Genomic DNA, 19,549 nt, shown 5'->3' with positions numbered 1-19,549 from the left:
GGGTCGGTTCTTTTTATTAGAGCCCTCGGCGACCCCGCCCAACCCCCCACCCTCGAATCCACCATCCGCGAAGCCGCCGAACCGCTCCCGAATCTCGACTCCGACCAGTTCGCCACCTTCATCGACCGCTTCGCCAACCGTCGCGTGATCCTGCTCGGCGAATCGAGCCACGGCACCTCGGAGTTCTACCGTGCGCGTGCCGCGATCACGCGACGCCTCGTCGAACAGCACGGCTTTTCGATGATCGCGGTCGAAGCCGACTGGCCCGACGCCGCGATCATCGATCGCCACATCCGCGGGCGTCCCGCGCCGGCCCCGCGCGCCGCGCCGTTCCGCCGTTTCCCGGTATGGATGTGGCGCAACGCGGAGTTCATGGCTTTCGTGGCGTGGCTGCGCGCGCACAATGCGGCGCGCGCAACACACGCCGCGCACGCCGAGCAACAAACGCGCTTCTACGGACTCGACATCTACAGCCTGTCCGAATCGATCGAAGCGGTGCTGCGCTATCTCGACACCGTCGACCCCGGCGCCGCGCGTGTCGCGCGCGAGCGCTACGGCTGTCTGAGTCCGTGGCAGAAGGACCCGGCCGTCTATGGCCGCGCGGCGCTCAGCGGCGGCTACGCGCAGTGCGAAGAGCACGTGGTCGCGCAGCTCGCCGATCTGCTCAGGCACCGACTCGCGTACGAACACGCGGACGGCGAGCGCTTTCTCGACGCCGCGCAGAACGCGCGGCTGATCGCGGTCGCCGAACAGTACTATCGCGCGATGTATTACGGCGGCGCGCAAAGCTGGAATCTGCGCGATACGCACATGTTCGACACGCTGCGTCACGCACTCGACAGCGGCGGCGCCGACGCGCGGATGGTCGTGTGGGCGCACAACTCGCACATCGGCGATGCGCGCGCGACGGAAATGGGCCGCGTGCAGGACGAACTGAACCTCGGCCAGTTGTGCCGCACGCATTTCGGCGACGCGGCCGCGTTGATCGGTTTCGGCACGCACGGCGGCACGGTCGCCGCGGCCAGCGACTGGGGCGGTCCGCTGCAAACGATGACGGTGCTTCCGTCGCGCGAAGGCAGCTACGAATTGCGCATGCACGGCGCGCAGATCGGCCGCTTCATGCTGGACCTTCGGCCGGGCGTACACGACGCGTTGCGCGAGCGCCTGCGCGAACCGCTGCTCGAACGTTTTATCGGCGTGATCTATCGTCCGGACACCGAACGATATAGCCACTACGCGGAGGCATCGCTGGCCGAGCAGTTCGACGCGTATCTGTGGTTCGACCACACCAGCGCGGTGACCGCGCTGCCGGTGTCGGCGGGCGAGCAGGACGGCCCGGCGGAAACTTTTCCGTTCGGCATGTGAAGCTACCTGAAGCAACCTGAAGCAACCGGTCAGGAAAGCCCGGGCGGCCGCGTCAACCCACCCCCGCGCCGGGGATGGAACGCGTTTTGCAACAGCACGGACAGTGGACATCGAATCCGTCCGGCTGGGGAGGCCGCCAATGAAACTCAAGAAGCTCGTACTGCGCGCCGTCGGCGTGGCGCTGTTCGCGATGCTGTTGTTCGCGGCGGGCAGCGCAATCGCGCAACAGCAACCGCGCGAAGCCGCGACCACGCGTGTTTCGACCGGCGCCGCTCAACCGCTGCTGCTCGCGCAGACCGGCAACAGCGCGGGCACCGAAGGCGGCGCGGGCGCGGCCGGTCAAACGGGCACGCCGCCCGCCGAGCTGAGCCGCGATCAGGCGAAGCGGGAGCAGGCGGGGCACGCGAACCGGCCGCCGAGCAAACCGGACCCGCACGCGTCGGGCAAGCGGGAACGCCCGGCTATGCCGCAAGGCGCGAGTGATGCGCGCTAGGCGCCGCGCGGTTCGTCGCCGGCGATGGTTGCGCGCGCTCCAACTCCCGATATGAAGGACGAACCGCTCTGGTTCCTGCTGATCGGCGCGCTGCTGACGTTCATGGCGATCGCGCGCGGGCCGATCCGGCGTCTGCCGCTGACGGGCGCGATGATCTATCTCGCGGTCGGCGTCGTGATGGGGCCGGGCGTGACCGGTCTGGTCGGCGTCGATCTGCTCAACAACACGGTGCTGCTCGCGATCATCGCGGAAGTCGGGCTGGTGGTGTCGCTGTTCTCGATCGGCATGCATCTGCGCGTGCGTCTGAACAATCCGCTGTGGTGGTTGCCGCTGCGGCTCGGCGGCCCCGCGATGCTGGTCACCGTCGCGATGATGTTCGGCTTTACCGCATGGTTGACCGGCCACGCGAGCGGCGCCGCGCTGTTTCTCGCCGCGACGCTCGCGCCGACCGACCCGGTGCTCGCCAACGAACTGCGCGTGAAGCAGGCCGGCGACGATGAACCGGTGCGCTTCGCGCTGTCCGGCGAAGGCGGGATGAACGACGGCGCCGCTTACCCGTTCGCGGTGCTCGGGCTGACGATGGCCGGCGCGCAGCTGTTCGGCTCCAGCAGCGGCGCGCATTTCGCCGGCTCGGTGGTGTGGGGGATCGCGAGCGCGCCGGTGATCGGCGGCGTGCTCGCGATCGTGTTCGCCCGCGCGATCCTGTTTCTGCGCACCCGCTACGGCGAGGCGACCGGCCTCGACGGTTTTCTCGCGCTGGGTCTGATGGCGACGTCGTACGGCGCGGCGCTGCTCGTGCATGCGTATGCGTTCATCGCGGTGTTCGTCGCCGGCGTCGCGTTGCGTCACGAGGAACTGCGCGCGACCGGCGACAGGAACCCCGCGGAAGTGCTGGAAGACGTGCCGCGCGGCGAACGGGTCGAGGTCGCCAAAGACCCGCAGAAAGCGCACGCGTATCTGGCCGAATCGATGATGGGCTTCACGCTCGAAATGGAACGGATCGCGGAGTTGTCGCTGATGCTGATCATCGGCTGCGTGGTGTCCGCGCATTGGCGCGAGATGCTCGACGTTCGCGCGGTCCTGCCCGCGCTGTTTCTGTTTTTCGTCGCGCGGCCGCTGTCGGTTTTCGTCGCGATGGGCGGCGCGCGCATCGACCGCGGTCAGCGGCATCTGATGGCGTGGATGGGGATTCGCGGCGTCGGTGCGTTCTATTACCTGATGTTCGGACTCGAATACGCACGCGATGCGATCGCGCCGCTGCTGCCCGCGGTGTTGAACGCAATCGTGCTGTCGGTGCTGTTGCATGGGTCGACCGCGAATTATGTGTTGGGCCGGTATTTCGCGGGGCGGCGCTGAGAATCGCACGGTGATCAACGCTCCGCCAGGTGTTCGCGCGCCGCGATAGGCACGAATGATGCGGAGGTAACGGCGGTGTACCTGACAGCCTTTCGCGCACGACGTGTCGATGGAGCTTGAGCGGTAGGAGTACCAGGGAGCGCGCTCGTCATAATGGAAAAACATCACGCGAAACCGTCATTCCCCTTGCTGGCGGTCAGCTTCTTTGCCGCGGACGTGCAAGCCGGCGCCGGCCCTTTTCTCGGCATCTTTCTGCAGGAGCACGGCTGGAGCGCCAGCATGATCGGCACCGTGCTGACGATGGGAGCGATCGTCGGCGTGCTCGTCACCGCGCCGGCCGGCGCGCTGATCGACGCGACCTCGCATCGCCGCTCGGTGGTGGTGGTCGCGAGCGCGCTGACGGTCGCGGCTGCGGGCGTGTTCTGGGTGTCGCGCAGCTTCTGGCCGATCGCGCTGTCGCAGATCGCGACCGCGGTGGCGGGCTCGGTGATGGGCACCGCATTGACCGGGCTGACACTCGGCATGGCCGGCCGCAAGAATTTCGATCGCCTGTATGGCCGCACGCAGGTCGCGAACCATGCGGGCAATATCGCGGCGGCCGCGTTGTCCGGGGCGATCGGCTGGTGGCTCGGCATCGTCTGGGTATTCGCGCTCGGTGCGGCGTTCGGGCTCGCCTGCATCGTGTCGGTGTTGCTGATTCCGGCGCGCGCGGTGCATCGGCACTATGCGCGCGGCCTGTCCCACGAGGACGACAGCGACAACTCGCAGATCCACGCGGAAGGCATCCGCGCGGTGCTGCGCTCGCGTCCGCTGCTGTTGCTCTCGATCGTGCTGGCCGCGTTCAGCCTCGGCAATTCCGTGATGCTGCCGCTTTACAGCATGGCGCAGGCGGCGCTGCATCACCGCAACGCGAGCGGCATTACCGCGGCCAATATCATCATTTCGCAGGTCGTGATGCTGATTGCCGCCGTCTACGCGAGTCGCCTGATTCGCCGCTTCGGCTTCTGGTGGATCATCCTCGCGACATTGATCACGCTGCCGGCGCGCGCGGTGACCGCGGCATGGCTGACCGCGACGTGGGGGATCGTGCCGGTGCAGATTTTCGACGGCCTGGGTTCCGGGCTGCAAAGCGTCGCGATTCCGGCGCTGGTCGTGCATCTGTTGCATGGCAGCGGGCGTGTGAATCTCGGTCAGGGCGTGGTGAAAAGCGTGGAAGCGGCGGGCGGCTGTCTGAGTCCGTTGCTCGGCGGCTGGCTCGCGACCCGCTTCGGCTACCCGATCGCGTTCCTCGGGCTCGGCAGCCTCGCGATGATTTCGCTGGCGGTGTGGATCGCGCAAGGCGCGTTGATCCGGCGGGCTTGCGATACGCGCCGCGACGAACTCGACAAGATGGCCGATATCGATACGTCGGCGCTGTTTTCGTAGAACGGCGGCTGTGGCTGGTGGCTGGCGGAAGCGGTTGCAGTCGATTCTTCCCGCGCGTTTCGGGCGGCTGGCGTCTATTCTTGTTTTCACCGCCGAGGCTGGCAGCCGCGCCGACGTGGTCCGCCGCATGCTTCGAACCTAGCCTGCCCGCTCGGGGGCACATCCAACTGGAGAAAACCAAATGTCACGATCGATCTCGCAGCGCGCTTGCATGGTGTTCGGTGGTCTGGCTTTAGCGGGGGCTTTGAACTTCGCGCAGGCGGCGCCGGTTTCGTTCGCCGTGCCGTTGACGGGCGCCCAGCAGGTTCCGCCGGTGCAGACGCCCGGCAGCGGCAATGCTGCGCTCACATACGACGCCGGCACGCGCGCCGTCACGTGGAACATCACCTTCAGCGGCTTGTCGAGTCCGGCCACGATGGCGCATTTCCACGGGCCCGCGGCGGCCGGCAAGAACGCCGGGGTGAAGGTCTGGCTGTCGCAGAAGGGCACGACCGAGGTGACGAGCCCGATCACCGGTCAGGCCACGCTATCGCCGGACGAGGCCAAGCTGTTCGAGGCCGGCGAGATGTACATCAACGTTCATACGAAGAACAATCCGAACGGCGAGATTCGCGGCCAGGTGACGCCGCCGAAGTAAGCGCGGCCGTTGGTGCCGTACTGCTACGGGAACGAGGCTCGCGGCGGGCGCAGGCTCAAACATAAGCCGCGAGCAGCATCACCACGCCGATGCCGACGCCGAGCGGCAGCAGCGCCAGCCATGCCGGCGCTTGCCGCGGCGCGTCGAGCGACAACGGTAGCTGCTTGTAGCCGGTCAGCATCGGCCGCAGCAGGTTGTGGCCTTTTACCGCCGCATAGAGCGCGATCACGAGGACGTGCACTGCCACTGCGGCGAGCAGCACGTCCCAGACCAGACCGTGTAGCGTCGAGATCGCGTTGGCGAGCCACACGGGCACCCATTCGCTCAACGGGCCTGCGTCGGCGATGTCGTTGTTGACGTAGAGGCCGCTCAGCGTCTCGATCAGCAGTAGCGTGAGCAGCAACAGCACCATCCAGCCGCCGGCCGCATTGTGGCCGATCTGCCTATCCGGTTCGCGATGAAACAGCCGCCGCAAGTGACGAAACGCGCTTGCGGGCGACGCGACGAAACTGCGAAAGCGCGCGGTCTCGCTGCCGAAACAGCCCCACAGCAGCCGCGCGATCAGCAGAGCCAGCAGTGCTTCGCCGGCGCGGATGTGCCAGTCGATCAGGTTCAGTTTCAGCGTGACATAAGCGGCCGCGACAAGCGCGCCGGTCAGCCAGTGGAACAGGCGGACCGGCGCGTCCCAGACCAGAACCGGGCGGCTCGAAGCTTGGGATGGGTGCTCGATGGGGGCGGGCATGGGTGGCTGGACGGTGACAATGCAGTCTAGTGCAAAGATGGCGCCGACGTGGCCGGCCCCCGATCTGTTTCAAGGCCGGGGCCGATACAATCGCCGGCTAATTCAACTCGCCCCGGCGCCATGCTGACAATTAGCGCTCCCACACTGAGCGATGCCGACGCGCTTCTGGCATTCGAGATCGAAAACCGCGCCTATTTCGAGCAATGGATCAACGCTCGCGCCGCCGATTACTACAGCGCATCGGCCGTCGCCGAAGCGATAGAAGCAGCGCTGGCGGACATCGCCGGCGATCGCGCTTATCAATATCTCGTACGGTCCGACGACGCGATTGTCGGACGTGTGAATCTGGTCGGTGTCACGCGCCCGTATTTCAATAAGGCGACGCTTGGATATCGGATCGGTGCCGGTTTTGCGGGAAAGGGATATGCATCCCAGGCGGTCAAGCTCGCGATGGAGCTGGCCGCGACGGAACTCAGTTTGTCGCGAATCGAGGCGGTGGTGCGGCCTCAGAACATCGGCTCGATGCGTGTGCTCGAACGCAACGGCTTCGTGGCTTTCGGGCAGGCTCGCCGCAGTATGTATCTACATGGCGAGTGGCATGACCTCGTTCATTACGAGCGACATCTGGATGACACCGGGAAGGCGCCGGCAAAAAGTCCGGCGAAGATTCCGCACGCGAGCACCTGGACAACAGCGTGTGCTCCCGTTCGCGCCAGACTTCCGCGCATCGGAGGTGCGGGCGTCTGCGCGTCGATTTTCAGTTGTGCCGCCCTTCAGACTCTTCAAGCTCTTCAAGCCGCCCGGCGCGCCTGGCGCGCGGCGGCCAGCGTGCCGCGCAGCCCTTCGAACGAGTAGAGCGCGAGTGCCACCCAGATCGCGCCGTAGCCGATCGCCTGCACGGAACTGAACGGCTCACTGTAGATCAGCACGCCGGTGAGCAGCTGAAGCGTGGGCGTCACGTACTGGATCAGGCCGAGCATCGACAGCGGGATACGTCGCGCGGCGGCCGCGAACAGCAGCAGCGGCACGGCCGTGATCGGCCCGGCGGCGGCCAGCAGCACTTGCAGCCCGAGCGGCGCATGCGTTAAATGGCTGGCGCCGGCCATGCCGATGATCAGCAGATAGACGATCGCCACCGGAAACAGCAGCACCGTTTCGAGCGCGAGGCCTTCGAGCGCGCCCAGCTTGGCGGTCTTGCGCAGAAGGCCATAGCCGCCGAACGTCAGCGCGAGCGCGAGGCTGATCCACGGCGGCGCGCCGTTTTGCCAGGTGAGCCAGACCACGCCCAAAGTCGCGAGCGCGACCGCGCACCATTGCAGCGGGCGCATCCGCTCGTGCAGGAACACGAAGCCGAACAGCACGTTGATCAGCGGATTGATGAAGTAACCGAGGCTCGCCTCGACGATATGCCCGGCGTTCACCGCCCAGATGTAGATGCCCCAGTTGGCCGAGAGCAGCACCGCGCTCGCGACGAAGCGTCCGAGCACGCGCCTGTCGCGCAGCGCCGGGCGCAGCCACGCCCAGTGGTTGCGTACCGCCAGCACCGCGACGATGAACACGAGCGACCACGCCATGCGGTGGGCGAGGATCTCGAGCGCGGGAATCTGATGGAGCGTCTTGAAGTAGACGGGAAAGAGGCCCCAGATGACGAAGGCGAAAAAGGCGTAGACGATGCCGGGATTCATGGTTCGTGGTAGTTGGCGCGATGCGCGTGGTCGGGGCGGGGGCGTCTCGGTGGTCAGGAGTCTCGTGCGGATTTCACCCGGCCCTGCGCCGATCGGTCGGTTTTGCGACGAGGGCTCATTTTGGCTGGCAGCGTTTGTTGCTGTCCAGCCTGACGTCGCGCTTACGATGAAAGGTAGCGGCGCAGCGGATAACCGTGGCGTGCCCGGGCAACGCCGGTCTTTGTGTCCATCGATCCGCCCGCTGCCCTGCGCCCGCTAACCGCTAGAATTGCGCTTTTACCCCGGAATACGCCGATGTCTTTTGCCTCCCTTGGCCTGATCGATCCCTTGCTGCGTAATCTGCAGGACCTCAATTACCAGACACCGACGCCGGTGCAGACCAAGGCGATTCCCGTCGTGCTCGGCGGCAAGGACGCGATGGCCGCGGCACAGACCGGCACCGGCAAGACGGCGGGCTTTGCGCTGCCGCTGCTGCAACGGCTGGTGCAACACGGCCCGGCGGTGTCCAGCAACCGCGCGCGCGTGCTGGTGCTGGTGCCCACGCGCGAGCTGGCCGAACAGGTGCTGCAAAGCTTCGTCGCTTACGGCAAGGGCCTCGACTTGCGATTTCTCGCCGCCTACGGCGGTGTGAGCATCAACCCGCAGATGATGAAGTTGCGCAAAGGCGTCGACGTGCTCGTTGCCACGCCGGGCCGTTTGCTCGACCTCAACCGCCAGAACGCGGTGCAGTTCGATCAGGTGCAAACGCTGGTGCTGGACGAAGCCGACCGCATGCTGGATCTCGGCTTCGCGCGCGAACTCGACGCCGTCTTCGCCGCGTTGCCCGCGCGGCGCCAGACGCTGCTGTTCTCCGCCACGTTTACCGACGACATCCGCGCGATGGCGGCGAACATTCTGCGCGACCCGGTCAATATCAGCGTCAGCCCGCCCAATGCCACGGCCAGCAAGATCAAGCAGTGGGTGGTGCCGGTGGATAAGCGCAACAAGCCCGAGCTGTTCATGCACCTCGTGGCCGAGAACCGCTGGGAGCACGCGCTGGTGTTCGTCAAAACCCGCAATGGCGTGGATTACCTCGCGGCGATGCTCGATGAAGCGGGCTACGCGGTCGATACCATCCACGGCGACAAACCGCAGCCCGCGCGTCTGCGTGCGCTGGAGCGCTTCAAGACGCGCGAGGTACAGATGCTGGTCGCCACCGATGTCGCCGCGCGCGGACTGGATATCGACGACCTGCCGCTGGTGATCAACGTCGATCTGCCGATCGTCGCGCAAGACTATGTGCACCGGATTGGCCGAACCGGCCGCGCTGGCGCGAGCGGCGTGGCGGTGTCGCTCGTGTGTGCGGATGAGGCGCCGCAACTGGCCGCGATCGAAGCGCTGATCCGGCAAACCTTGCCTCGTAAAGAGGAGCCGGGTTTTGAAGCCGACCATCGCGTGCCGGAAACCAGCGCGACGGGCGAGCTCATCAAGAAGCCGAAAAAACCGAAGAAGCCTAAAGTGCCGCAGGCTGCATCGGGCGCCATGCCGGCGCCCGGCAAAAAGCCGCGCCCGCAAAGCGGCGAAAACAACCGCAAGCCTGCGGCGTCGCGTGCGGTGGCCGCGGATAACGACACGAGCTACACCATCGGTAGCCCATTCAGCGTGCAAAAGCCGCGCAACAAATCCGCAGGTCAACCCGCCGGCAAGAAGCCGGCAGCGGCTTCACGTAAGCCGGCTGGCAAACCCGCTGGCGGACGCGGCAAACGCAAACCCTGATCTTTGTCTTTGGGGATAAGTAACGCCGGCCCTGGAAATAGCTGACTGCTTCCAGGGCGCAACCGGCGCTCGCGTGTCCCTTTCTCTGCCCGCGAATGTCCGCTTCCTCAGCGGACCGCATACGCTCGCCGCACTCACTCGCTCCCGGTCGATGCCTGGCAAACGACTGCCGAGTGGTGAGCTCACCAGCCACCGGGCCACCCAGCCCCGGCCATCCCCCTTTGAGCGCGCCTCGGCGCGTCGTCGCGCCGAAACCGACGTCTGCCAGATCGTCCCGCCAGCGATCTCGGCCCCAGCCGTCCCCGCCTGTTCCGTCTCCAATACCCGAAAAGACTTTTCACATCGCGAAATTCGTCCGGAATTTCGTCGGGGCGATTTTTTCGCCGCTTGAAAGCGTTTTTTGCATCGCAAAAAGCGTTACGTATCTCATTGAAAAATAACAAAAAATAAACTCTTATGTCTTATATAAGACTTCACCAAAGCACTTGGGCCGGCGCTACTATTTATTCCATGCAGCTCGCTTCGACGGACGTAGCGGCGAGCCGAACGGTTGAATCAAACACCCTTAGCTATCAGGAGATACACATGGCCCAATATCAAGACGACATCAAGGCAGTGGCTGGTTTGAAGGAACAGCAAGGCAGCTCCTGGAATGCCATCAGCCCCGAATACGCGGCACGCATGCGCGCGCAGAACAAGTTCAAGACGGGTCTCGACATCGCGAAATACACCGCGAAGATCATGCGCGCCGACATGGCCGCGTACGATGCCGACCCGGCCAGGTACACCCAGTCGCTGGGTTGCTGGCACGGTTTCATCGGTCAGCAGAAGATGATCTCGATCAAGAAGCACTTCAACAGCACCGAGCGCCGCTATCTGTATCTGTCGGGCTGGATGGTGGCCGCGCTGCGCTCCGAGTTCGGCCCGCTGCCGGACCAGTCGATGCACGAAAAAACCTCCGTCAGCGCGCTGATCCGCGAGCTGTACACGTTCCTGCGCCAGGCCGATGCTCGTGAACTCGGCGGTCTGTTCCGCCAGCTGGACGCCGCCGAAGGCGCTGCCAAAGCCGCGATCCAGGAAAAGATCGATAACCACGTGACCCACGTGGTGCCGATCATCGCCGACATCGACGCCGGTTTCGGCAACGCGGAAGCAACCTACCTGCTGGCCAAGCAGTTCATCGAAGCGGGCGCATGCTGCATCCAGATCGAAAATCAGGTGTCCGACGAGAAGCAGTGCGGCCACCAGGACGGCAAGGTCACCGTGCCGCACGAGGACTTCCTCGCCAAGATCCGCGCGATCCGTTACGCGTTCCTCGAACTGGGCGTGGACGACGGCATCATCGTGGCCCGTACCGACTCGCTGGGCGCCGGCCTGACCAAGCAGATCGCCGTGACCACCACGCCGGGCGACCTGGGCGACCAATACAACTCGTTCCTCGATTGCGAGGAGCTGTCGGCCGACCAACTGGGCAACGGCGACGTGATCATCAAGCGCGACGGCAAGCTGCTGCGTCCGAAGCGCCTGCCGAGCAACCTGTTCCAGTTCCGCGCCGGCTCGGGCGAAGCGCGCTGCGTGCTCGATTGCGTGACCGCGCTGCAAAACGGTGCCGACCTGCTGTGGATCGAAACCGAAAAACCGCATATCGCGCAGATCGGCGGCATGGTCAGCGAAATTCGCAAGGTGATCCCGAACGCGAAGCTGGTGTACAACAACAGCCCGTCGTTCAACTGGACGCTGAATTTCCGCCAGCAGGCGTACGACGCGATGAAGGCCGCCGGCAAGGACGTGTCCAAGTACGACCGCGCGCAGCTGATGAGCGTGGAATACGATCAGACCGAACTGGCGACGCTCGCCGACGAGAAGATCCGGACCTTCCAGGCCGACGCATCGCGTGAAGCGGGGATTTTCCATCACCTGATCACGCTGCCGACGTACCACACCGCCGCGCTGTCGACCGACAACCTCGCGAAGGAATACTTCGGCGACCAGGGCATGCTGGGTTATGTGGCCAACGTGCAGCGCAAGGAAATCCGTCAGGGCATCGCCTGTGTGAAGCACCAGAACATGTCGGGCTCGGATATCGGCGACGACCACAAGGAGTACTTCAGCGGCGAAGCAGCGCTGAAAGCGGCAGGTAAAGACAATACGATGAATCAGTTCTAATCTGATCGAAGCAGCAACTCTCGCAGCGCAATGCCAACCCTTTTGGGTTGGCATTTTTTTTTATTGGGTGAGTTGCTCGCGGCGTATGGCTCTGTGCCGCGGGATCGACGCGCATCGTGTGGGAATCTGGAACCGCCCGCGAAAACACCAATTAACTTTTGTTGACCAACGCGCGCTACTAATGCTTTTACTCGCGGTGTTCGTAGCCGGTATTCTTCCGTACGTTTTCGTTCGGGGGGCGGGAAAACGGCGAACCGGCCTTTAAGCCGCGACTCGAGCGGCGAATTTGAATTACGTATGCCGGTATATAAAATGCTACACATTACAAACCAATTCGCCTCGCACGCGTTGCGAAACATTCCAGGGAAAAAACATGCGCCTCGATGATGAAGCAGAAAGCCAGAACGTCGAAGACCGGCGTGGCCGCGGCGGCGGGATGCGCGTGGGTGGCGGCATCGGTATCGGGACCATCATCATTGCGCTGGCCGCGTCGTATTTCTTCGGCATCAACCCGATGACGATTATCAACGGCGCGCAGGTGTTGCAAGGCGGCACCGAGCAGCGTCAGGCGCCGGCAAGCGCGGCGCCCGTCGACGATCAGGGCGGCCACTTCGTTCGCCGTGTGCTCGGCAACACGGAACGCACGTGGCAGCACATCTTCCAGACGCAGGTCGGCGGGCAGGACTATCCGGCGCCCAAGCTGGTGCTTTTCACCGACGCAACGCAGACCGCGTGCGGCACCGGCCAGGCCGCGATGGGTCCTTTCTATTGCCCGCAAGATCGCACGGTCTATATCGACCTGTCGTTTTACCGCGAGCTGCGCGAGCGTTTCGGTGCGAGCGGTGATTTCGCGCAGGCGTACGTGATCGCGCATGAGGTCGGGCATCACGTACAGAACGTCATCGGGATTTCCGATAAGTACGAGGCCGCGCGTGCGCGCATGTCCGAAGCACGGGCCAACGCGTTGTCCGTGCGGCTCGAATTGCAGGCGGATTGTCTCGCCGGCGTGTGGGCCAATGTCGCGCAGCAGCAGAATGCGAAGCTGATCGAGCCGGGCGATTTCGAGCAGGGCCTTAACGCCGCGGCCGCGATCGGCGACGACCGGCTGCAGCGGCAATCGCAGGGACGCGTCGTGCCCGAGGCTTTCACGCATGGTACGAGCGAGCAGCGTCAGCGGTGGCTGAAGCGTGGTCTGACGAGTGGTGACATCCGTCAATGCGATACGTTTTCAGCGCAGTCGTTGTGATCCGGTTGTGATCCCGTCGCGGACCGGGAATTTTGCTGTGTGATGACGGCTCAGCCTCCGGCCTTTCACGGTCGGGCTGGCCGTTCGGTTCTGATCTGCCCGTTCGCGGCTAAGAAAAAACTCGCGCCCATGCGGTGCGCACGCGTCTCGCCTTGTCTTCGAGCAGATATGACGCCGCCAATGCCAACAGACCGGATACCGCCCCCGTCACGAGGTGCTCCACATACGGGATGCGGTAATGGTTCGGATGAGCGAAAGCATCCCCGATCGTAGTCAGTACGCCGACAATCAACGCATTGCCATACCGGTGCTTATAAAACCCGGCCGCGGACGTGAACGTCAGCAGTACCGCGAGAAGTCCGGTCAGCAGACCTGTCTGCAATGCAATCATCCAGTGGGGGATGCTGAGGATATTGCCCCAGCTTCCCGGCATGCAGGTCATGCACGCGCTGACCGGCTGCCAGAAACGCTGAATGAACAGCCTCGCGCGGCGCTTCCATTCGCTCGCCATGATTGCTGCCCTCGTCACTGCCGGCGCCGCCGGGCGTTTTGCGTGCCCGGGGTTCAGGCATTACCTATGCTTCACGAACCGCCGAACCAGTTGTAACCCTGATCGACCCAATAGCCGCCCGGAAATGTGTTGGTCACGAAAATCTCCATGATGTGCTTCGGATTCTTGTAGCCGAGCTTCGTGGGCATTCTGAGCTTCATCGGATAACCGTATTTTTCGGGCAGTTGCTGCCCGTCGTACGTAAAGGTCAGCAGCGTCTGCGGATGCAGCGCGGTTCGCATATCGATGCTTTCATAGTAGTCGTCCGCGCATTTGAAACCCACATATTTCGCGGACGTGTCGGCACCGATGCGCTTCAGGAATTCCGCGAATGGCGTGCCGCCCCATCTGCCGATCGCGCTCCAGCCTTCGACGCAGATATGTCGCGTGATCTGTTCGGCCTGCGGTAATGCGTAAAGCTCCGCGAGCGTCCAGTCCTTCCTGTTCCGCACGAGTCCACTCACTTTCAAACGAAAGTCGCTGCCGTCGACGTGCGGCACATCGTCGATGCCGTAGAACGCATTGAACGGAAACGGCCGGGTGATCTGTGCTTCGGTATAGGTCGGCGCGAGACGGTTCGGATCGAATAGCCAGGCCTGCACGCGATCGTTCATGCGCGACACGCCGGCCAGAAACGTGTCGACCGATTTGTCGTCCGACAGGCTGCAGCCGCTCAGCATCGCAAGGCCGCCGAGCGTCAGGATGCGTTTGCCGAATAGCCGCCGCGACGGCATGTCGAGTTCACGGCGCACGTCGATACTCAGCGACGCGAGATCGATGTCCGGCGGCACACGATTGGATGGCTTCACGATTTCGTTCCTCCGTTATCGCCGTTAGCGGCCGCGAATCATCGTCAGCAGCGAACGCGGCACGAGCGCGACCATGGCCAGATGGACGACGATGAAACCGGCCAGCAACACCATCGCGCAGAAATGAACGACCCGCGCGCGGTCGTATCCGCCGAGCAACTCGCGCAGTAACGGAAACTGCACTGATTTCCATATCACGAGCCCCGATACGATCAGCACGGCAATGTCGACCATCACGAACAGATAAGCGAATTTCTGCACCGCGTTATAGCGGCCCGGATCCGCGTGCGACAGACGGCCTCGCAATGCTTCGCCGAGGTCGTGAAGAATCGCGCGTGGCGACAGCGGGAAGAACTTCGCGCGCAGACGGCCGGTGACGAGGTTCATCGCCAGATAAAAGAGTGCGTTGCCAAACAGCAGCCACATCGCCGCGAAATGCCATTGCAATGCGCCGCCGAGCCAGCCGCCCAACGTGATGCCAGGCGGGATCACGAGATCCCGGAACACCGGCGACGCATCGTAGATGCGCCATCCCGACAGCATCATCAGCACCACGGCCAACGCGTTGAGCCAGTGCGCGATGCGCACCCACGCAGGCTGGATCGTGCGCGTCGCGCGGGGCGACGCGCCGGGTTGGGCAAGCGCATTCATATCAATCTCCGGGGAATCCGTGAGCTCGTGTCCACGGGTGCGGTCGCGGCGCGATGCCGTGAGCGCACCCGCGCGTGTTACTGGCTCATCGCGTCGTCTTTCTTCATCGCGTCGGGTTTCATCTTGCCGCTGTCCTTTTTCATCGGGTGTTTGGACATCGCGTCCTTACCCATTGCATCTTTGGACATCGAATCCTTGGCCATCGAGTCTTTGTTCATCGAGTCTTTCGACATCGAATCTTTGGCCATTGCGCCGCTCGCCTGGGCGAATGCCGGACCGCCGCCGACGAGCAACGCTGCGGCAATTGCCGCGACTGCAATGTGTTTCATGACAACTCCTTGAATGTCGTTAATCGGACTGTGACCGCTCAGCGCTGTAGTTCATGAGCGGTCGATGTCCATCAGGGAAGAGCGTTATCCAGCAACTACCGATGCGTCGCCATCCCGCATCTGACAGGTAGTTCGCGATGCGTCCGGGCGCGGTTACAGCACTGCGAAAATTTTTTTGCCTGTATGGCAAAAGACACGCGCGCGAGCCGGCCGCGAACGCCGCCGCACACGACGATGGAATAAACTTCTGTTTCCTGTAACCGGCACCCCAGATGAACCGAACTACCGATATCACCGCGGCGCAGGCAAAGGAGTCGCATCTGCGTGCCCTGTTCCTGCGCGGCCTGGATGGCGATAGCGCCGGATACCGGCAATTTCTCGCGGAACTGGGTCCGCACCTGCGAGGCTTTCTGCGGCGACGGCTTTACGATCGCGCCGCCGATGTCGAGGATCTGGTGCAGGAAATACTGCTGGCAGTGCATAACGCAAGGCATACCTATCGCGCGGACGAGCCGCTGACCGCATGGATTCACGCGATCGCGCGCTACAAGCTGACCGACTACTTTCGCGCGCGCTCGCGCCACGACGCGCTGAACGATCCGCTCGACGATGCATTCGAACTGCTCGCCGCGCCCGATCTCGAACCGGCGCAAGCCAGGCGCGACGTGGCCAGCCTGCTGGAACATCTGCCCGAGCGTCAGCGTCTGCACGATCGTGCACGTCAAACTCGAAGGACTATCGGTGACGGAGACCGCGAAGCTGACCGGGATGTCGGAGTCGGCGGTCAAGATCGGCGTGCATCGTGGGTTGAAGGCATTGGCGGCGAGGATTCGAGGAACACGATGAAAACGGATGACTTCATTTCCCTGCTTGCGACCGGCGTCGCGCCGGTGGACCACCACGCACCGACGAAACGCTTTTCCATCGCTGTACTAATTGGCGCGGCGAGTGCGACGCTGATTACGGCGGCGCTGCTTGGCATCCGCCGCGATCTCGTCGAAGTCGCGGTGACGCCGCTCTTCTGGGCCAAGATCGCGCTGCCGTTGTGTCTCGCGATTGGCTCGCTGTGGATGTCGATGCGGCTTGCCAGGCCCGGCGTGCGCGCGGGAGGCAGCCGCTGGGTGATCGCCGCGCCGGTCGTGCTGGTGTGGCTGGCCGCGGCCTATGTGTTGAGCGCCGCGCCGGATGGCTCGCGACTCGCACTCGTGCTCGGCTCGACCTGGCGCGTGTGTCCGCTGCTGATCGCGATGCTGGCGGCGCCGGGCTTTGTCGCCGTCTTTTGGGCGCTCAAGGGGCTGGCGCCGACGCGGCTTGCGGTGTCGGGCGCGGCGGGCGGCTTGCTGGCGGGTTCGACGGCAACGCTTGCGTATTGCCTGCATTGCCCGGAAATGGGCATCCCGTTCTGGGCCGCATGGTATCTGCTCGGGATGCTCGTACCCACGGCGATCGGCGCGTTGCTCGGTCCGCGGCTGCTGCGGTGGTAGGCAGCCAGCAATTGAGCGGTACAACGGCGGTGCAAACAGCTTAGACACCTCGCTCGCAATCACGCTCGAAATCACGCTCGAAATCAGCGCGATGACCTGTTTGTATCGCACTGTATCAACCGCCATTCCAGATACGCCCGCATACCAAACCTGCTGATCCAGACACACCCGGGATACACCCGCGCGTTTCAATACGTGCACCGCAAGTCGAACCCAACGCCGCTCCCGCGAATCGCCGGCGACGGCGTCGACCTCGGACATGCCGCATCGAAATTCACTGGATCAACAGGAGCATTCACCATGACCCGCATCGAAAAAGTGCTGTACACCGGCAAGACCCACACCACCGGCGGCCGCGATGGCGCCGCGCGCAGCTCGGACGGCCGTCTGGAAGTCAAACTGTCGTCGCCGGGATCGTCGGGCGCCGGCACCAATCCCGAGCAACTGCTCGGCGCCGGCTGGTCCGCGTGCTATATCGGCGCGCTGGGTCTGGCCGCGCGGGCGGCGCAAGTCACGCTGCCGGCCGATACCAGCGTCGATGCGGAAATCGATCTCGGCACGACCGAGGGTGCGTACTTCCTGCAGGCGCGTCTGAACGTGAGCCTGCCCGGCCTCGATCGCGACGTGGCGCTTGGGTTGATCGAGCGCGCGCATCAGACCTGCCCGTATTCGAAGGCGCTGCGCGGCAATGTGGACGTGCAGACCACGCTGGTCTGAAGAGAGAAATTCGCCTGGCACTGCTCGGCGAAGGAGCGTGAAGACGAGGCCCATCGAGGCCTCGTTTTTTTTCTTACGGCGGCGCGGGCCCGAGCGCTATGCCAGCAGCTTCGAAATCTGCGCGGCGGCGCGTTTGACCGGCTGCGCAAGCGCCTCGTCATGCTCGGGCCGGTCGGCAAACAGCCGCGACGGTCCCGCGATACTGAGCGCCGCGAGCGCATTGCCGCTGGCATCGACGATCGGCGCCGCGCACGAATCGATGCCCGCTTCGAGCCCCGAGTGGCTCCACGCGCAGCCGTCCGCGCGAATCTGCGCGAGACGCGCGGACAGTTCGTCGAACGATGGCGCGTCGGGCTCGGTCCACTGCGTCGCGCACATCTGCTCGAGCGTGGCGGGTTCCAGCAGCGCGAGCATCGCGAGCCCCGGCGTCGCGCGATACGCGGGCAGCCGGCTGCCGACGCGAATCTGCGAGACCAGCGGCGTGTCCGGCACTTCGGCCAGCGAATAGACGATCTCCGCGCCTTCGCGCACCACCAGATACGCGGACATCCGCGTGAGCGCGGCGAGCGTCGGCAGCACCGAGCGCGCATGCGTGATCAGATCCGACGAGCCGAGCGCCGCCGACGCGAGCGTCAGAAACGGCAAGCCCAACCGATGCCCGGCCGGTCCCTCGACGATCAACCCGAGCGCCTCGAGCGATGCGATCAGCCGCATCAGCGTGATGCGATTCACGCCGAGCTGCCGCGCCGCCTCGCTGACGTTGCCGGTCTGTCCGCCTTCGGCGATGAAACGCAACAGACGGAACGAGCGCTCGACGGCGTTCGACGATTCGTTACTGCGGTCGGAGTTGTCAGCCATACGATGGACGAAGAACCAGGCGAGGGAGTCGGATCATGCCACAGGAACTGTCCACGCATCGTAGCCGTAGACCCAGTCGCCGTTGCCGCCTTCCTTTAGCCAGTTATTGCCACGCGAGCCGATCTGGATGCGCGCGGTGCGGTCGCGGCGCGCGTCTTCGTAGCGCGTGAGCGCGGCGTCGAGCGTTGCGCCCGATGCGCCGGCGAGCGCGCGGGACAGCACCACCGCATCCTCGATCGCCATGCCGGCGCCTTGCGCCATGAACGGCATCATCGGATGGCAGGCGTCGCCGAGCAGCGTGAAGTTGCCGCGGCTCCACTGCGGCAGCGGATCGCGCACGTACAGCGCGGACGCGAGCACGGAATCGCAGGCGGCCAGCAGGGTTTTCGCGTCGGCGTGGAAGTGCTTGTAGGCGTCGCGCAGCGCGTCGGGGTCGCCCGGCGCGGTCCACGATTCGTTGGTCCAGTCGGTCTGCGCGGTGGTCGCGAAGATGAACACGTCGCGGCCGCGATTGAGCGGGAACGTGACGATCTGCGATTCCGGCGCCGGGCCCCACCATTTGACGAAGGCGCCCGTTTCGAGGTTCGCCAGACGCGTGGCCGGCACGACCGCGCGATACGACACGATGCCGGTGAACTGCGGCGCGTCCGGACCGAGGATGAATTCGCGCACGCCCGAGTGGATGCCGTCCGCGCCGATCACGAGATCGAAGCGCTGCTCGCTGCCGTCGGCGAGCGTCAGGCCGGCCGCGCCGTCCTCCTGCGCGAGTTGCGTCACGCGCTGGCCGAGCCGCAGCGCGCCGGCCGGCATCGCGGCTTCGAGCGCGGCGATCACGTCCGCGCGGTGCATCGTCAGTTGGGGTGCGCCGTATTTGATTTCGGCTTCGTCGGACATCGGCAGATGCGAGGTCACTTCGCCGGTGTCCCACATCCGGCTGATCCGCGCCGACGGACGCGCGGCGGTCTCGCGCAGCGTCGCGCCGATGCCGAGACCGTCGAGCGCGCGCACCGCGTTCGGCGTCAGGTTGATATCCGCGCCGACCCGCCCGAAACGCTCGGCCTGTTCGAACACGACGACGTCGTGGCCCTGCTTGTGCAACGCAATTGCCGCGGCCAGGCCGCCGATGCCGCCGCCATTGATCCCGATCTTCAGCACTTCGCTTCTCCTATGTTCATAAATGAACATGATGGTGTTAATTTGAACAGGAGCCGATTGTGGCGAGAAAATATTCCGGGCGCAAATGGTTTTCGGGATGGGGGACCTGGGGGAATCCCTTGGGTG

General features: G+C 64.5%; 19 protein-coding genes and 1 pseudogene. 12 read left to right on the top strand and 8 right to left on the bottom strand.

Annotated features, from left to right (window positions below):
- The 5 genes from BTH42_RS13965 to BTH42_RS13945 all read left to right on the top strand — a co-directional run.
- The coding region (locus tag BTH42_RS13965) for an erythromycin esterase family protein (protein ID WP_143752047.1) at positions 1-1,365 on the top strand (1,365 nt) is incomplete at its 5' end.
- Positions 1,366-1,504: 139 nt separating this feature from the next.
- Positions 1,505-1,858: a hypothetical protein gene (locus BTH42_RS13960; protein WP_075300243.1), complete on the top strand. Its 354-nt coding sequence runs from the start codon at positions 1,505-1,507 to the stop codon at positions 1,856-1,858.
- Between the two features lie 51 nt (positions 1,859-1,909).
- Positions 1,910-3,214: a sodium:proton antiporter gene (locus BTH42_RS13955; protein WP_075300241.1), complete on the top strand. Its 1,305-nt coding sequence runs from the start codon at positions 1,910-1,912 to the stop codon at positions 3,212-3,214.
- Between the two features lie 153 nt (positions 3,215-3,367).
- Positions 3,368-4,639 carry an MFS transporter gene (locus BTH42_RS13950; protein WP_075300239.1) on the top strand — a complete coding sequence of 424 codons (1,272 nt, stop codon included), beginning with the start codon at positions 3,368-3,370 and terminating at the stop codon, positions 4,637-4,639.
- A gap of 181 nt (positions 4,640-4,820) precedes the next feature.
- Positions 4,821-5,276 carry a CHRD domain-containing protein gene (locus BTH42_RS13945; protein ID WP_075300237.1) on the top strand — a complete coding sequence of 152 codons (456 nt, stop codon included), beginning with the start codon at positions 4,821-4,823 and terminating at the stop codon, positions 5,274-5,276.
- A 55-nt stretch (positions 5,277-5,331) separates the two neighbouring features.
- On the opposite strand, the gene BTH42_RS13940 is transcribed toward BTH42_RS13945, so the two are convergent.
- Complete coding sequence (locus BTH42_RS13940; protein ID WP_075300235.1) at positions 5,332-6,018, bottom strand: cytochrome b/b6 domain-containing protein; 687 nt, start codon at positions 6,016-6,018, stop codon at positions 5,332-5,334.
- 120 nt (positions 6,019-6,138) lie between these two features.
- Between BTH42_RS13940 and BTH42_RS13935 the strand changes: the two genes are divergently transcribed.
- Positions 6,139-6,873: a GNAT family N-acetyltransferase gene (locus BTH42_RS13935; RefSeq protein WP_075300233.1), complete on the top strand. Its 735-nt coding sequence runs from the start codon at positions 6,139-6,141 to the stop codon at positions 6,871-6,873.
- On the opposite strand, the gene rarD is transcribed toward BTH42_RS13935, so the two are convergent.
- Positions 6,810-7,703 (bottom strand): EamA family transporter RarD, encoded by an 894-nt coding sequence (gene rarD / locus BTH42_RS13930; protein WP_075300231.1) that lies wholly within the window; start codon positions 7,701-7,703, stop codon positions 6,810-6,812. The two genes, BTH42_RS13935 and rarD, sit on opposite strands and share 64 nt — an antisense overlap.
- A 294-nt stretch (positions 7,704-7,997) precedes the next feature.
- On the opposite strand from rarD, the gene BTH42_RS13925 reads away from it, so the two are divergent.
- The 3 genes from BTH42_RS13925 (at position 7,998) to BTH42_RS13915 (ending at position 12,870) form a co-directional block, all read left to right on the top strand.
- Positions 7,998-9,458: a DEAD/DEAH box helicase gene (locus tag BTH42_RS13925; protein ID WP_075300229.1), complete on the top strand. Its 1,461-nt coding sequence runs from the start codon at positions 7,998-8,000 to the stop codon at positions 9,456-9,458.
- A gap of 585 nt (positions 9,459-10,043) precedes the next feature.
- A complete protein-coding gene (locus BTH42_RS13920) occupies positions 10,044-11,624 on the top strand; it encodes an isocitrate lyase (RefSeq protein WP_075300227.1) in 1,581 nt (526 codons plus the stop codon).
- A 373-nt stretch (positions 11,625-11,997) separates the two neighbouring features.
- The gene (locus BTH42_RS13915) at positions 11,998-12,870 is read left to right on the top strand and encodes a neutral zinc metallopeptidase (protein WP_075300225.1); all 873 of its coding nucleotides are present in this window, start codon (positions 11,998-12,000) and stop codon (positions 12,868-12,870) included.
- 109 nt (positions 12,871-12,979) lie between these two features.
- On the opposite strand, the gene BTH42_RS13910 is transcribed toward BTH42_RS13915, so the two are convergent.
- The 4 genes from BTH42_RS13910 to BTH42_RS13895 form a co-directional block, all read right to left on the bottom strand.
- Positions 12,980-13,381, bottom strand: a complete 402-nt coding sequence (locus tag BTH42_RS13910; RefSeq protein ID WP_075300223.1) for a hypothetical protein — start codon at positions 13,379-13,381, stop codon at positions 12,980-12,982.
- Between the two features lie 71 nt (positions 13,382-13,452).
- A complete protein-coding gene (locus BTH42_RS13905) occupies positions 13,453-14,229 on the bottom strand; it encodes a molybdopterin-dependent oxidoreductase (protein ID WP_075300221.1) in 777 nt (258 codons plus the stop codon).
- Positions 14,230-14,253: 24 nt separating this feature from the next.
- Positions 14,254-14,880 (bottom strand): cytochrome b/b6 domain-containing protein, encoded by a 627-nt coding sequence (locus tag BTH42_RS13900; RefSeq protein WP_075300219.1) that lies wholly within the window; start codon positions 14,878-14,880, stop codon positions 14,254-14,256.
- A 77-nt stretch (positions 14,881-14,957) separates the two neighbouring features.
- A complete protein-coding gene (locus BTH42_RS13895; RefSeq protein ID WP_075300217.1) occupies positions 14,958-15,209 on the bottom strand; it encodes a pentapeptide MXKDX repeat protein in 252 nt (83 codons plus the stop codon).
- A 272-nt stretch (positions 15,210-15,481) separates the two neighbouring features.
- Here BTH42_RS13895 and BTH42_RS13890 point away from each other — a divergent pair.
- From BTH42_RS13890 to BTH42_RS13880, 3 genes and pseudogenes are all read left to right on the top strand, one after another.
- Positions 15,482-16,055 (top strand): annotated as a pseudogene (locus BTH42_RS13890) (sigma-70 family RNA polymerase sigma factor).
- Positions 16,052-16,693, top strand: a complete 642-nt coding sequence (locus BTH42_RS13885) for a DUF1109 domain-containing protein (RefSeq protein WP_075300215.1) — start codon at positions 16,052-16,054, stop codon at positions 16,691-16,693. The pseudogene BTH42_RS13890 and the gene BTH42_RS13885 overlap by 4 nt, the downstream one beginning before the upstream one ends.
- Positions 16,694-16,993: 300 nt before the next feature.
- Positions 16,994-17,410 carry an organic hydroperoxide resistance protein gene (locus tag BTH42_RS13880; RefSeq protein ID WP_075300213.1) on the top strand — a complete coding sequence of 139 codons (417 nt, stop codon included), beginning with the start codon at positions 16,994-16,996 and terminating at the stop codon, positions 17,408-17,410.
- A gap of 96 nt (positions 17,411-17,506) precedes the next feature.
- Here BTH42_RS13880 and BTH42_RS13875 read toward each other — a convergent pair whose 3' ends face one another.
- Complete coding sequence (locus BTH42_RS13875) at positions 17,507-18,268, bottom strand: IclR family transcriptional regulator (RefSeq protein WP_075300211.1); 762 nt, start codon at positions 18,266-18,268, stop codon at positions 17,507-17,509.
- 33 nt (positions 18,269-18,301) lie between these two features.
- Positions 18,302-19,453 (bottom strand): FAD-dependent monooxygenase, encoded by a 1,152-nt coding sequence (locus BTH42_RS13870; protein WP_075300209.1) that lies wholly within the window; start codon positions 19,451-19,453, stop codon positions 18,302-18,304.
- Between the last annotated feature and the right edge of the window lie 96 nt (positions 19,454-19,549).

The organism is Burkholderia sp. SRS-W-2-2016, assembly GCF_001931485.1.
Lineage (GTDB): Bacteria > Pseudomonadota > Gammaproteobacteria > Burkholderiales > Burkholderiaceae > Paraburkholderia.
The sequence above is the reverse complement of the archived record's forward strand: the minus strand, read 5'-3'. Positions and strand labels throughout refer to the sequence as shown.